The organism is Aestuariivirga sp. (assembly GCF_965227715.1).
GTDB lineage: Bacteria > Pseudomonadota > Alphaproteobacteria > Rhizobiales > Aestuariivirgaceae > Aestuariivirga.
This window is the reverse complement of record NZ_OZ245771.1, coordinates 2,892,813-2,905,820: the sequence shown is the minus strand read 5'-3', so window position 1 is coordinate 2,905,820 and position 13,008 is coordinate 2,892,813. Positions and strand designations below refer to the sequence as shown.

Below are 13,008 nucleotides of genomic sequence, written 5' to 3'. Positions count from 1 at the left end.
AAACGTATGTCATCTGTATCCGTCAAGAACGTCAGAAAAAATTACGGCAATCTGGAAGTCGTCCACGGCATCAACCTCACAATCGAGGATGGCGCCTTCGTCGTGTTGCTGGGGCCCTCCGGCTGCGGCAAGTCCACCCTGCTGCGCATGATCGCAGGGCTGGAGACGGTCACCGCGGGCGATATCGAGATTGCGGGCAAGCGCGTCAACAACGTCCACCCGAAGGACAGGAACATCGCCATGGTGTTCCAGAACTACGCGCTCTACGCCCACATGAAGGTGCGCGACAACATGAGCTTCTCGCTGCTTCTCGCCAAGAAGCCGCAGTCAGAGATTGACGAGAAGGTGGCATGGGCCGCCAAGATCCTGAACCTCGAACCCTATCTGGACCGCTACCCGCGTGAGCTTTCGGGCGGCCAGCGCCAGCGCGTCGCCATGGGCCGCGCCATTGTCAGAAACCCCGCCGTCTTCCTGTTTGACGAGCCGCTGTCGAACCTTGACGCCAAGCTGCGCGTCCAGATGCGTACCGAAATCAAGGAGCTGCACGACCGCCTCAAGACGACGACCGTCTACGTGACGCATGACCAGATCGAAGCCATGACCATGGCAGACAAGATCGTCATCCTGCGTGACGGCTATATCGAGCAGGAAGGTTCGCCGCTGGAGGTCTATGACAAGCCGGCGAACCTCTTCGTCGCCGAATTCATCGGCTCACCGTCGATGAACCTGCTCAAAGGCGAAGTCCGGGCTGATGGCGTGCTGCTGGGCGAAGGCACCGTGCTGCCGCTGCCGCCCGTCCACAAGGCAAAACTCGGCCAGAAGGTCGTCTATGGCATCAGGCCGGAGCATCTGGCCGTCGGCGTCAAAGGCACGCCCGCCAAAGTCGTGGTGGTGGAGCCCACCGGCCCCGAAATGCACATCTATGCCGATATGGGCGGCCAGGAAATCTGCGCCATCACGCAAGACCGCCTCTCCCTCACCCGTGACCAGATGATCGAGCTGATGCCCCGCCTGGACAAGGTGCATCTCTTCGACGTCGAAGGCGGAAAGGCTCTGGTGTGAGCACCATCACCATCTTGGGCGCTGGCGTCATGGGCTCCGCCATGTGCTTGCCCGCGGCGGACCGCGGCCACGCCGTGCGCCTCGTCGGCACCCATCTGGATGTGGAGATCATTGACAGCGTCAAGGCCACCGGCCGCCATCCGAAGCTCAACGTCAAGCTCCCCGATGGCGTTAGGGCCTATCAGCATGATCAATTTGGCGAGGCCCTCGGCACGGACACCGATCTCCTGATCCTCGGCATCAGCTCCGCAGGCGTCAGCTGGGCCATCGACCGGCTGTGCGAAACCCTGAAGGGCCCCGTGCCCGCCGTCATGATCACCAAGGGCATGCATCCGGAGGAAGACCGCCTCACCGCCCTGCCGGACCGCGTGGCAGCGGAAGTGAAGCGCCGCACCGGCATCGCGCTACAGATCGCGGCCATCGGCGGCCCCTGCATCGCGGGCGAGCTTGCGGTCAGGCGCCACACCGGCACCGTCATCACCGCGCATGATGTGAGCTTCGCCACCAGGCTCTGCGCCATGCTGGAGCATGACTACTATCACCCGCGCGTCTCCCCCGATCTGATCGGCGTTGAAATCTGCGCCGCCTTCAAGAATTTCTTCGCGATCGGCGTAGGCTGGGCCGCGGGCCATCTCGAGAAGATGGCGCCCACGGAAAACCGCGCCTTCAATCACAACGCCGCCGCCATCATCTTCGATCAGGCCATCCGTGAACTGATGATCCTCGTCACCGCCCATGGCGGCACGGCCGAGAGCGTCTGGGGCATGCCGGGTGCGGGTGATCTCTATGTAACCTGCCAGGCTGGCCGCAATTCCCGCCTCGGCAACAATCTCGGCCGTGGCCTCACTTATGCTGAGACCAAAGCCGGCCCAATGAAGGGCGACACCATCGAAGGTGCGGAGCTGGGCGTCACCGTCGCTGCAACACTCCGCGCCATGATGGCCACTGGCAAGCTTGATGCCGCAGCACTTCCCCTCACCTCAGCGCTCCTCGATGCGCTCACGGCAGACAAGGCGCTGAACATTCCCTGGTCCGCCTTCCACCGGCACACCTGACATGCAGCTGATGGCGATCGACCCGGAAGAGCAGCTCGCCACCCGCGCTGCCTGGCTCTATTTCGTGGCCGGCCTCACCCAGGCCCAGATCGGCAAGAAGCTCGGCCTCAACCGCACCCGTGTGAACCGCCTCCTCGCTCAGGCCCGCGACCATGGCCTGGTCCAGATCAACATCACCGGCCGCCTCGCATCATGTGTTGAGCTGGAGGAAAGGCTCCGCCAGCACTATGGCCTCGATGATGCCGTCGTCGTCCCCACCCCGCCGGACCAGGACCTGATCCCGCAAGTCATCGCCACCGCCGCCGCCGCTGCCCTGTCCTCCCGCCTCAAGGATGGCATGTCCGTGGGCGTCGGCTGGGGCCGCACGCTCAGACTCTCGATCCAGTCCGTGCCGCGCCGCCAGCTCAGCCATCTCTCGGTCGTCTCGCTGCTGGGCGGTCTCACGCGCGGCTCCGCCATGAACCCCCATGAAACCGCCTCGCATCTGGCTGATCTCGTCGGCGCCCAATGCTACTACGTCGCCGCCCCCGCCCTCACCGACACGGAGTCGACGCGGGACGTGCTCGCCGCCCAGCCCATGCTGCGCGAGATCTTCGAGAAGGGCGCCAAGGTCGATCTGGCCTTTCTCTCGGTCGGCGAGCTCACCGCCTCCTGCACCATGACGCGCGTGGGCCTCGTCTCGCGCGCCGAGGTCGATGACCTCATCAGGGCCGGTGCTGTGGGCGATATCTGCGCCCACTGGATTGACCGCGAAGGCCGCATCGTCGATCACCCGCTCAACAAGCGCGTCGTCGCCCTCTCGCCCGAGCGCCTTCCGGACATCCCTTGCGTCATGATCGCATCCGGCGGCCGCACCAAGGTGGAGGCCCTGCGCGGGGTCTTGAAGGGCGGCATGTGTGACGTCATCATCACCGATGAGCAGACCGCGAAATCAATTCTGGCCATGGACAAGACATGACGGTTGACGTCGTACTCGGCATTGATATCGGCACCTCGGGCCTCCGCATCGCCGCCACCGATCAGGCGAATGCATTGAAGGCCATGTCGGTTGCCCCCATCGCCGCCCCGCTGGGAAACGGCGGCCGCCTCTGGCAGGACCCCACCCTGTGGTGGGACGCTCTGCAAGCCGCCTTCAAGAGCCTTGATCTCACCGGCCTCACTGTGCGCGCGATCGCGGTCGACGGCACCTCGGGCACCATCCTCCCCATCGATGCCGATGGCACGCCGCGTGCGCTTGCGTCCATGTACAATGACGTCTGCGAGGCGCCGCAGCTCGCCCTCATCGCGGCCGTCGCCCCGCGCGAGACGGCAGCCCTCGGCAGCACCTCGCCCCTGGCCCGCGCCATGGAGCTGAGCGGCAAGGGCACCCGCATCCTCCACCAGGCGGACTGGATCATGGGCAGGCTCGCGGGCCGCTTCGACGTGACGGACGAGAACAACGCGCTCAAATCCGGCTATGATCCCGTGGCCCGCCAATGGCCCGCCTGGATCCGCGAAACCGGCTTCGACACCTCCCTCTTTCCCGAGGTCGTTCCCGCTGGCACCCGCATCGGAACCATCACGCCCGGCATGGCGGCGGAGCTCAACCTGCCAGCGGATACAGCGATCGTCACCGGCACCACGGATGGCTGCGCCGCCTTCCTCGCAAGCGGCGCATCGGAGGCAGGCGACGGCGTCACTTCGCTCGGCACCACGCTGACCTTGAAGCTGCTCTCGGCCAAGCCCGTCTTCGCGCCGGACTTCGGCATCTACAGCCACAGGATTGGCGATCAATGGCTGGCAGGCGGCGCCTCCAACACGGGCGGTGCGGCAATCGCACAATTCTTCTCGAAAGACGATCTCTCGCGGTTGACGCCGCAGCTCGATCCTGATCACCCCACCGGCCTTGATTTCTACCCGCTCCCAAAACCCGGCGAGCGCTTCCCCGTGAATGACCCCAATTTCCAGCCCCGTCTCACACCCCGCCCCGCGGATGACCGCGTCTTCTTCCAGGCCCTTCTGGAAGGCATCGCGCGCATCGAGGCCGAAGCCTATGCCAAGCTGGGCGAACTCGGCGCCACACCGCTCGCCTCGATCCGCACCGCAGGCGGCGGTGCTGCGAACGCGGCCTGGACCCGCATCCGGCTCCGTACGCTGGGCGTTCCGGAAAGGCCTTCTTTGAGCGAGCACGCCGCTGTCGGCACCGCGCGTCTCGCCTGGCGTGGGCTCGGCCATGTCAACTAGAACCAAGCAGATTGCAGGCCTGCACGAGATCGCCTCCGGCTTTGGCGGCATGCTGATCGATCAGTTCGGCGTCATCCACGATGGCCAGCAGCTCTACCCGGGAACGCTCCGTGTGCTGAGCGAATTGCACAAGGCGCAGATTCCCGTGGCGGTCATGACCAATTCGGGAAAGCGGGCGGAGGCCAACCGCCAGCGCCTGGTGAAGATGGGCGTGCCCCGCGATCATTTCGTGGATGCGGTGAGCTCCGGCGAAGTGGCCTTCGCACAGCTCACCGCAAAGACCGCCTTTCTGATCGGGAAAGACGGCGAAGACTATGGCTTTGAGGGCATCCGTTTCGTGAAGAACCCGGCAGAGGCGGAGGTGATCCTCATCCTCGGCTCCAACGCGCCCCGAACCTCGCTTGATGATTACCGTAACTTGCTCTCAGGCCTGACGCTTCCCGCCATCTGCTGCAATCCGGACAGGCTGATGCTTACGCCCCAGGGCCTGATGCCCGCACCCGGCGCCATCGCAGCCCTTTATGAGGAGATGGGAGGCCACGTCACCTGGATCGGCAAGCCCTATCCCGGCATTTACCAGAAGGCGGCGCGTCTCATCGGCAACCCCGCCCGCATCCTGTGCATCGGAGACAGTGCGGAGCATGATGTGGCCGGCGGCCGCAACGCCGGGCTTGAAACCCTCCTCGTGCTGCAGGGCGTCTCCGCCGATCAAGACCCTGCAACGCTTGACCCCCAACCCGATTACGTGATGGACCGTTTCCAATGGTAGAACTCGATCAGCTCCAGGCACTTTCGGCCCGGGTGGGGGCAGACCCGCTTCTCGTCCAGGCCGCTGGCGGCAATACATCGCTGAAAGATGATGGCGTGATGTGGATCAAGGCCTCGGGCACCTGGCTGAAGGACGCCGCCACGCGTGACATTTTCGTGCCGCTGGACCATGCCGCCATTCTCGCAGCGCTTGCGAAGAATGATCCGGCTTGTGAATCCTGCACCAGCTTCATCCGCACGGACCTGAACAGCACCGGCCTCCGCCCCTCGATCGAGACCACCGTGCACGCGCTGATGCCGCAGCGCGTGGTCGTGCATGTCCATTGCGTCAACACCATCGCCTGGGCGATCAGGGCTGATGCCGAGCAGCGCCTCTCTGAAAAGCTTAAAGGCTTCAACTGGGCTTTCATTCCCTATGCCCGCCCCGGCCTGCCGCTGGCGGGCGCCATCTCCTCGCGCATGCGCCCGGGCGTCAATGTGCTGGTGCTCGGCAATCACGGCCTCGCCGTCGCCGCCGATAGCGTGGCGGAGGCCGATGCGCTGCTGCAACAGGTCGTCACCGCCGTCCAGCGCCCCGTGCGACCAGCCGCCCCGGTTGATCGCGAGGGCCTCGCCAAGATCAGCGCCGGCACCAGCTATGCGCCCGCCCTCATGGATGAAACCCACGCACTCGCGACGGACCCGCTCTCCCTGAAGCGGGGCCAGTCGCAGGTGTTCTACCCCGATCACGTCGTCTTCCTCGGCGTGGGTGTTGCCACCTCCTTCGCCAATGACCCACCCCTCATCGCCATCCCCGGCCTGGGCGTGTTGATCCGCCGCGATGCCAAGCCCGCCATAGAACCCATGGGCCGCTGCCTCGCCGACGTCATGCGCCGCGTGGAGGAAGAAGACCCGCTGGTGGCCCTGACGGCAGAAGACGTGGACCGGCTGGTGAACTGGGACGCGGAGAAATACCGCCAGACGCTGAAGGTGAACTGAGCGGCGCCAGCCCTCATCCGGCCTGTCGGCCACCTTCTCCCATCCTTCGGACGGGAGAAGGGAACTTATTGCCCCCAGTCCCTTCTCCCGTTGCGGCACGCAATGGGAGAAGGTGCCCGAAGGGCGGATGAGGGCCTCTCTCCGCGCAACGGCCCTTACCCCTTCATCACCCACGCTTGCTCATTAAATCCGTCATGCCAGCGAAGGCTGGCATCCCGCTTCTATAGCCGCCGCCGAGCCTTCGCCGAAATGACAGAGCCCCAACCCTCACGCCTTCAGCAGCCATTCATGCTCTGGCGCATTGTGGAACTTCCAGGTCCGCTTAGGCCCCGCCATCACGTTCAAATAATAAAGGTCATAGCCATGGGTGGTGGCGCAAGGGTGATAGCCCTTGGGCACCAGCGTCACATCGCCGTCTTCCACCGCCATCGCCTCATCGAGCGAACGGTCATCGGTGTAGACGCGTTGAAAGGCGAAGCCCTGCGGCGGGTTGAGGCGGTGGTAATAGGTCTCTTCCAGCAACGATTCATGCGGAAGATTATCCTGGTCATGCTTGTGCGGCGGATAGGAAGATGTGCAGCCGCCCGGCGTGATCACTTCCACAACAAGAAGCCCATCTGCCGGCTCCCATTCCGGAATAATATTGGTCACATGCCGCGTGTTGGACCCCTTGCCCCGCGTCTCCTGATGCAGCGCATCAGGCCCGATCACGCGGGCGGGAAGCTTGCCCTCACCCGGTGCGGAGCACACGGCGAGTGTCACCTCATTCTCCGCCGCAACGTGCCAAGCCTCGCCTGCCGGAATATAGACGGACCATGGCTTTCCCTCGAAGGGCGAATTGCGCTCCCCCAGCACGCCGAAATCCTGTTGGCCCGCCGAGACGCGGGCCTTGCCGGCAATGAACACAAGACACACTTCGCGCCCCGCTTCGCCGCCCGATGCCACCTCACCCGGCTTCAGCTTCCACAGGTCAAAGCCCACATAGCGCCAGCCCGCAGTCTCCGGCGTCACATGAACGATGCGGCCATTCTCCGCCGCCGGATGGATTTTCAAATTCGGCATGGCTCGTCTCCTATGTCCTCAGCCGCGATCACGCGCGGTATTCCACATCTTCACCAGCTTGCCAAATCGCGCCGCCATGTCCGCCACGGCCTCTTCATCCGTCATCTTGTCCGAAAGCCAGCCTTGCGCCGCCCGGCTGAAGATGGTGCGCCCCACGGCAAAGCCCTTGACGATGGGCTGGGCCGCAACCGCGGCAAAGCCCTTGGCGAGCTCCTCCTCTGGCGCATCGAGCCCCAGCAGCACCACGCCGCGGCACCAGGGGTCATGCTTGGCGATGACGGCGGAGATGTTCTCCCAGGCCGCGGCGGAGGCCTGCGGCTCCAGCTTCCACCAATCGGGCTTGATCCCCAACGCATAAAGCTCCTCCAGCGCCCGCGCGATGGTCCTGTCATCGAGCGGGCCGTTCTTGCCGGCGATGATCTCCACCAGCAATTCGCGCCCCACCTTGCGCGCAGCCTCATAGAGTGTCCGCAACGTTCCCGCCTGCTCGTCCTTCAAGGCCTGAGGGTCATCGGGGTGATAGAAAGCCAGGCATTTGATCGTGTGCGTCACGGGCCATTCGACCAGGCGCGATCCCACATCCTGGCCGAACTCAAAGCGCAAGGGCCTGGAGCCCGGCTGTTCCAGCGGGCGGCCCACCCACAAGTCCAGCTTTGCCGCGTCAAACATCGCCTCGCGGCCGTAGGTGTCGTCAAGCAGCGTGCCAAAGCCTGGCGCACCTTGTGACACCTGCCCGATCGCCGCCATGGCCAGGCGTTTGAAATCATTGATGCGGCTGCGCGGTGCGCCCGCCTCATCGGCCATCTTCTCCAGCTGGCTGCGGTGGTCGATGGCAAAGGCCAGCAGCTGGTGCGGCTGCTTGCGGCGCGTCGTGGCCCAATGCACGTGATTGATGGCTTCATCCTTGCGCAGCGCCCGGTGCGGGCTGCCATGGCTGAGGAAATATTGCAGCTCCTCCCATGTGGGGATTTCAGGCGAACAGAGCAGGCGCGATACGGCAAATGCGCCACAGGCATTGGCCCAGGTGGCGCTCGTCTGATGGTCCTCGCCCTTAAGCCAGCCGCGCAGGAAGCCGGACATGAAGCTGTCGCCTGCGCCCAGCACATTATAAACCTCAATGGGAAAGCCGGTGCCGACAATCCCCATGTCCAGCGCATCAGGAATGGCATCAGGGTAAACCACGCAGCCCATTGGCCCCCGCTTCAGCACGATCACCGCACTGCTCAGCCTACGGATGATCTTCAGCGCGTCCAGCGTGTTCTCCGTCCCCGCCGCAATATGCACCTCCTCCTCGGTGCCGACGATCAGGTCGCAATCGGGCAGAATGGTCTTCATGTGCTCCGACACCTTGTCGGATTTGATGTAGCGCTCTTCGCCCGCGCCGTGGCCCGCAAGCCCCCAGAGGTTGGGCCGGTAATCAATGTCAAGGATCACCTTGCCGCCATGGGCCTTGGCAATGCGCATCGCCTTCCGCTGGGCGGCATCGGTATTGGGCCGGGCAAAATGCGTGCCGGTCACCAGCACGGCAGCGGCGGAGCGGATGAAGCCATCGTCGACGTCATCCTCGTTCAAGGCGGAGTCCGCGCAATTGTCGCGGTAGAAGATCAGCGGAAAACTCTTGTCATTCTCGACCGACAGCAGCACCAGGGAGGTGAGCCGCGTGGGGTCCGTCGCAATCCCCTCCAGCGCCACGCCTTCCCGCGCCATCTGCTCCTTCACGTAGCGCCCCATCTGCTCATCTCCCACCCGGGTGATGAGGCCGGACTTGAGCCCCAGCCTGGCCGTGCCGATGGCGATGTTGGACGGGCAGCCCCCAACGGATTTCGCGAAAGAAGTGACATCCTCCAGCCGGGAGCCGATCTGCTGGCCATAGAGGTCAACAGAGCAGCGCCCGATGGTGATGACGTCCAAACGCGCCCGATCTGCCGATGCCGCTGACATGATCTTCTCCCGATGGTCCCACAGCGTGTATGAAACAATAATTCTACGAATCCGTCAATTCAGAATATTCATTCCATATCTCTCTGGAGCGGCGCACCTGCGTGACGACTGACATGTCAGTGGAGGCTGGCTCCCGGCTATCCTGTCTGGTGCTAACATGTCAGCACCAGACAGTACCGGAATTGCTACAAAACGCATCCGCAAGCACCGGACTTGGTCCAAATCGCAACAGGTAGCCGGAGGCTTGGAAGGGCTCTGCTAGCAATAATATTTCGCCACGCGGCCCAAAATCCATTTTCCGGCGGGTGGGCTGTGCCGGAGCGGCGGAAAATGGTAGCCACGGGCGGGCTACCGAAATGCAACAAACAACAATCGCAATGGCAACGGTTTTGGGTCAAACAACACGCGATTGAACACCGTCTGAGGGAGGATTTGAATGTTACGGTTTGGAATTCTGGGTGCGGGGCGCATCGGCAAGGTGCATGCGCGGACGATTGCGGCGTCGGGCAAGGCGAAGGTCGCCTACCTGGCGGACGCGCTGCCGAAGGCGGCCTCCGATCTGGCTGCGGAGGTGGGCGCCACCGTGGCCTCGGTCGAGGATATCATCAAGGCCAAGGATGTGGACGCGATCCTGATCGCAACCCCCACCCCCTTCCATGCCGAGCAGATCGAGGCGGGCTCCAATGCCGGAAAGGCCGTGCTGTGCGAGAAGCCTGTGAGCCTTTCGGTGGCGCGCATCGAGGACTGCCTGAAGACGGTGGAGAAGAACAAGACCACCCTGATGATCGGCTTCAACCGCCGCTTCGACCCCAACTTCGCCTCGCTGGAAAAGCGCCTGCGCCAGGGCGTCATCGGAACGATCGAGCTTGCCACCATCATCAGCCGCGACCCGGCCCCGCCGCCTGCCGAATATGTGAAGAGCTCCGGCGGCATCTTCCGGGACATGATGATCCATGACCTCGACCTCGCCCGCTTCCTGGTGGGCGAAGAGTTCGTTACCGTGAATGCATTGGGCGCCGCCCTCGTCGACAAGAAGATCGGTGACGAAGGCGACTGTGACACGGCGGCCGTCCAGATGCAGACGGCGTCGGGCAAGATTGCCGTCATCACCAATTCACGCCGCGCGGCTTACGGCTATGACCAGCGGATCGAAGTCCACGGTTCCAAGGGCATGCTGCGCGCCGGCAACATCCACAACACCACGGTGGAAGTGGCAACGGCCGAGGGCTTCCACGAAGACCCGATCCTGCACTTCTTCACCGAGCGCTATGGCCAGGCCTATTCCAATGAAGTCCTGGCCTTCATCGATGCGGTCACCAACGGCAAATCCGTCTCGCCCTCGGGCCATGACGGGCTGCAGGCCCAGAAACTGGCCGACGCCGCCACGCAATCGTGGCAAACCGGCAAGCCCGTAAAGGTGGCCTGAATCATGGATATATCTTCCCTCAGCAATCTCTCGATGGACGGAAAAACCGCCGTGGTCACGGGCTCAACCCAGGGCCTGGGCGAAACCATCGCGCATCTCTTCGCGGAGCGCGGCGTGGCCAATCTCGTCATCACCGGCCGCAATGCGGAGCGCGGCGCCAAGGTCAAGGCGGCCCTTGAAGCGAAGAAGGTGAAGACAGTCTTCGTTCAGGCCGAGCTCGGAAAACTGGCCGATGTGCGCAAGGTGATCGCGGCGTGTGACGAACACTTCGGCAAGATCGATGCGCTGGTGAATGCCGCCGCCTTGACCGACCGTGGCTCGATCTGGGACACCAGCGAAGAGCGCTATGACGATATCTTCGACGTCAATGTGAAGGCGCCCTTCTTCCTCATGCAGGATGCGCTGCATCTGATGAAGAAGTCGAAGACCTCCGGCACCATCGTCAACATCCTCTCCATGTCGGGCCATGGAGGCCAGGATTTCATCACCGCCTATTGCGGCTCCAAGGGCGCGCTCGCAACGCTCACGAAGAATGTGGCCTTCAGCGTGATGCGCTACCAGATCCGCGTCAACGGCCTCAACATCGGCTGGATGGACACGCCCGGCGAAGACCGCATCATGAAGACCTATCATGACGCCGATCCGCAATGGCTCGAGAAGGCGGAGGCCCAGCGCCCCTTCGGCCGGCTGCTGAAGCCTGCGGAAGTGGCCCGCGCCGTGGCCTTTCTCTCCAGCGCCGAGTCCGGCATGATGACGGGCTCCATCATCGATTTCGATCAGCAGGTTCTGGGCGCCGCCAACGCCATCCCCGAACCCCCCGCGGCGCAGTGGTAGGAGCGAATATGGACGACGTGAAGGACTCGAACGGCAACATCCTGAAGGACGGCGACTCGGTGCATGTCATCAAGGACCTGAAGGTGAAGGGCGCTGGTGAAACCCTGAAGCGCGGCACCCTGGTCAAGAACATCCGCCTGACCCCCAACCCCACCGAAATCGAAGGCCGAACCGCCACCATCAAGGGTCTGGTGCTGAAAACCGAGTTCGTGAAAAAGGCCTGACCGGGAACTCAAAAAATGGAGCGTTCCGGGTACAAAACGGAGCGTGTTTGAAGCGAGTGGCTGCGGCGGCGCGCGCACCCCGGCGCTGAACCTTACCCTCCGCCGCGATCAAGCGGTGCCGCGGAGGGTGGGTGAACGACTCCCCCGCCTCATCCGTCCCCCCAGCTTAGGCTGGGCTCCCGCTTTGTATCCGCCTGAGGGGCAGGGAAAGCGGGATGCAAGCCTTCGCTGGCATGACGCGCGTTGCGGTGGGGTGCGGAGGCAGACGGGGGGTCAGCGGTTAGGGCATGCCGGCGGGCTGGCATTCGTACCAGACTTTTGGTTCGGGCTCATAAGGATCCCGGACGGAGAGGCGGCGGAGGACGGATCTGATGCCGAATTCGGCGCAGCTGCCTTCGCTGTCGAAGATGACGCCGGCGCGCCAGGCGCTGGCATCCTCGCCGGGGAGGCGTTCGAAGATCACCAGGCGGTAGGGACCTTCCGCGGCAAGGCGCTGCGGCTGGCGGGGTGGCTGCGTGGGCGGACGGGCGTTGGCTGGGGCGCGAACCGCTGCGGCGGGGCGCGGAGGCGCTGAGGCCTGGACAGGCCGGAGCTTGGGAACGGGGGGCGGATCGGCGCTGGCCTCTTCCTCCACAGGCGGTGCGGCTGCGGCGGCGGCTGCTGCATCCATGACGGAGGATCCAAAGAGCGGCTGCGTGGCGGGGCTGGGAGAGGGAGCCGGAGCCGGAACCGCTGCAGGCGCAGGTGCAGGTGAGGGCGAAGGCTGCGGCACGGGCGCAGGCTGAGCCTCGGTGACCGAGGACCCGAAGAGTGGGGGCTGGGCGGGTACAGCCTCCGGTGCTGCGGCGGGCAGCGTGGCGGGAGCATCTGTCTTCGCTGGCGTGGTGGTGGCCTCAGGCGCCGTGGCTGTGGCCGTGGGCGCTGGCGGGGCCTCCACCGTTTTGGGCAGGAACAGCACGGCGCCGCCGCCGCCCAGGGCCAGCAGCAGCAGCACCGGCACGAGATAGGGCAGGATGGACCGGGGCTTCCGCGCGGTGCCTTGCACATAGGCACCGCCATTGCGGCCGGGGGCCGGGCGGATGGTGCCGAGATCGGGCGGCGGCGGGGCACCGCGCGGCGCTTCCGGCTTGGGCACGATGCGGCTGCGCGTGGCGAGGTGTTCCGCCAGCTCACGCTCGGTCTGGGCGAGAAGCTCCAGATCATATTGGTGGCGGGTTTCCGGCGTGCGCAGCACATCATAGGCGTTCTGCACCTGCTCGAAGCGCTCGGGCGAGGCCGTGCCCGCCGTGCCGCCGGTATCGGGGTGGAATTTCTTGGCAAGGGCGCGATAGGCAGCGGTGATCACCTCCGGATCGGCGGTGGGATCGATTCCAAGGGCCGCGTAATGGTCCGGAAGGGGGGTCATCGCCGCTCAGTGCCTCTGCTGCCCGAAAGT

12 protein-coding genes are annotated in these 13,008 nt (G+C 64.4%); 9 read left to right on the top strand and 3 right to left on the bottom strand.

What is annotated here, in order from left to right; genetic code table 11:
* Positions 1–6 precede the first annotated feature (6 nt).
* Genes ACO06F_RS13835 through ACO06F_RS13810 form a run of 6 tightly spaced genes read left to right on the top strand, consistent with a single transcriptional unit; the run spans position 7 to position 6,086 of the window.
* Positions 7–1,062: an ABC transporter ATP-binding protein gene (locus ACO06F_RS13835; protein WP_421693335.1), complete on the top strand. Its 1,056-nt coding sequence runs from the start codon at positions 7–9 to the stop codon at positions 1,060–1,062.
* Positions 1,059–2,117 carry an NAD(P)H-dependent glycerol-3-phosphate dehydrogenase gene (locus ACO06F_RS13830; RefSeq protein WP_421693334.1) on the top strand — a complete coding sequence of 353 codons (1,059 nt, stop codon included), beginning with the start codon at positions 1,059–1,061 and terminating at the stop codon, positions 2,115–2,117. The genes ACO06F_RS13835 and ACO06F_RS13830 overlap by 4 nt, the downstream gene beginning before the upstream one ends.
* Position 2,118: 1 nt before the next feature.
* Positions 2,119–3,075, top strand: coding sequence for a sugar-binding transcriptional regulator (locus ACO06F_RS13825; RefSeq protein ID WP_421693333.1), 957 nt, complete (start codon positions 2,119–2,121; stop codon positions 3,073–3,075).
* Positions 3,072–4,340, top strand: a complete 1,269-nt coding sequence (locus ACO06F_RS13820) for an FGGY-family carbohydrate kinase (RefSeq protein ID WP_421693332.1) — start codon at positions 3,072–3,074, stop codon at positions 4,338–4,340. Before ACO06F_RS13825 ends, ACO06F_RS13820 begins: the two co-directional genes overlap by 4 nt.
* Positions 4,330–5,109, top strand: a complete 780-nt coding sequence (locus ACO06F_RS13815; protein ID WP_421693331.1) for a TIGR01459 family HAD-type hydrolase — start codon at positions 4,330–4,332, stop codon at positions 5,107–5,109. The genes ACO06F_RS13820 and ACO06F_RS13815 overlap by 11 nt, the downstream gene beginning before the upstream one ends.
* The gene (locus ACO06F_RS13810; protein ID WP_421693330.1) at positions 5,103–6,086 is read left to right on the top strand and encodes a class II aldolase/adducin family protein; all 984 of its coding nucleotides are present in this window, start codon (positions 5,103–5,105) and stop codon (positions 6,084–6,086) included. Before ACO06F_RS13815 ends, ACO06F_RS13810 begins: the two co-directional genes overlap by 7 nt.
* A gap of 267 nt (positions 6,087–6,353) precedes the next feature.
* Here ACO06F_RS13810 and iolB read toward each other — a convergent pair whose 3' ends face one another.
* Positions 6,354–7,148 carry a 5-deoxy-glucuronate isomerase gene (gene iolB, locus ACO06F_RS13805; RefSeq protein ID WP_421693329.1) on the bottom strand — a complete coding sequence of 265 codons (795 nt, stop codon included), beginning with the start codon at positions 7,146–7,148 and terminating at the stop codon, positions 6,354–6,356.
* An 18-nt stretch (positions 7,149–7,166) separates the two neighbouring features.
* Positions 7,167–9,092, bottom strand: coding sequence for a bifunctional 5-dehydro-2-deoxygluconokinase/5-dehydro-2-deoxyphosphogluconate aldolase (locus ACO06F_RS13800; protein WP_421696685.1), 1,926 nt, complete (start codon positions 9,090–9,092; stop codon positions 7,167–7,169).
* A 433-nt stretch (positions 9,093–9,525) separates the two neighbouring features.
* On the opposite strand from ACO06F_RS13800, the gene iolG reads away from it, so the two are divergent.
* From iolG to ACO06F_RS13785, 3 genes are read left to right on the top strand one after another with little or no spacing between them, the layout of a single operon-like run.
* Entirely contained in the window at positions 9,526–10,515 is a 990-nt protein-coding gene (gene iolG, locus ACO06F_RS13795) for an inositol 2-dehydrogenase (RefSeq protein WP_421693328.1), read from the top strand.
* Positions 10,516–10,518: 3 nt separating this feature from the next.
* Positions 10,519–11,349, top strand: a complete 831-nt coding sequence (locus tag ACO06F_RS13790) for an SDR family oxidoreductase (RefSeq protein WP_421693327.1) — start codon at positions 10,519–10,521, stop codon at positions 11,347–11,349.
* Positions 11,350–11,357: 8 nt separating this feature from the next.
* Entirely contained in the window at positions 11,358–11,573 is a 216-nt protein-coding gene (locus ACO06F_RS13785; protein ID WP_421693326.1) for an alkylphosphonate utilization protein, read from the top strand.
* 280 nt (positions 11,574–11,853) lie between these two features.
* Here the strand turns inward: ACO06F_RS13785 and ACO06F_RS13780 are convergent, their stop codons facing one another.
* Positions 11,854–12,978 carry a J domain-containing protein gene (locus ACO06F_RS13780; RefSeq protein WP_421693325.1) on the bottom strand — a complete coding sequence of 375 codons (1,125 nt, stop codon included), beginning with the start codon at positions 12,976–12,978 and terminating at the stop codon, positions 11,854–11,856.
* Positions 12,979–13,008 lie beyond the last annotated feature (30 nt).